Annotated in this window: 1 protein-coding gene; it reads right to left on the bottom strand. The window is 57.5% G+C overall.

Features of this window, described 5'->3' with window-relative positions; genetic code table 11:
* Positions 1 to 307: 307 nt before the first annotated feature.
* Positions 308 to 685: a hypothetical protein gene (locus GNZ13_RS42945; protein ID WP_172176457.1), complete on the bottom strand. Its 378-nt coding sequence runs from the start codon at positions 683 to 685 to the stop codon at positions 308 to 310.
* Between the last annotated feature and the right edge of the window lie 266 nt (positions 686 to 951).

Raw genomic sequence — 951 nt, 5'->3', positions numbered from 1 at the left:
GCCGTTCGCTAAGTCTGCGGGCAGCGCAGCGTGGTCCCCAACCCTGCCGTCGCGCTCGACTACGACCCGCCTCTTTGGGCTTTCACCCTTGCCGCCTGTCGCAGCCTCGGTCCCAACCGCACAGATATCGCAGTGTCGTGCAAGGCCGCTCCCGTCGTGTCGATGTCGACGTGTGTGAAAAATTGATCATCTTAATTGTGTAACATATACAGGAATGCGAACTATATTGACAGCCCAATCAATTATGCCATGACGTCGGCAGGGGCTCGGCGAATAAGTAATCTGTTAAGGCTTGCCGATACGTCGATTACGGGATCGGCGAAGGGTCCGTTCCCGTCAGAAAAACCCTCAGCTGCCGCTCCGCTTCGAATACTTCGTGAAGAGGAGCCCTTGCGAGCTGGGCGTCATACAGCGTCAGCAGCGCTTCAAAGTCGCAGATTACCTCAGACGCGAGCCGCCACTCCCCCGTCTCATGAGCGTGCGCCAGGGTGTTCTCGACCGCGTATTCGGCGATCTTGAACTGCTCCACCGGTTGATCGCCATAACCAGCGCGCTGCAGATACCAGCTCAGGTACACCGCGCGCATAAGTTCATTGACCAGATGGCTGTTGCCATGTCCGTCGCGGCATGCGACCAGCGCAAGATGACAGGACAGTGACCGTTCACTGGCGGAGGCGAGATCCATCGGCAATAGAAGTGCTTTCGTCAGCGGCCTGCGGGCTCGGCCGGGGGACCTGTTTCGCCTGGAAGACATTTTTTCGACATTGCGACGCCGGGGAGCGATTGATTATAGCGAAGCCATATCAGAGATACGGCCGCGACGACAATCAAGGGCTGCGACCCACTTCAGCCTGCCAGTTTTCTCGATAGCAGACGTTCGCCGACGATCAGTTACTCATCGCCTTCGGGCTAAAACGAGCCCTCTATTACGCACACGAATGTCTCGTCGGA

Source organism: Paraburkholderia elongata, from assembly GCF_013177735.1.
Lineage (GTDB): Bacteria > Pseudomonadota > Gammaproteobacteria > Burkholderiales > Burkholderiaceae > Paraburkholderia > Paraburkholderia elongata.
This window is presented reverse-complemented; position numbering and strand designations above follow the sequence as displayed.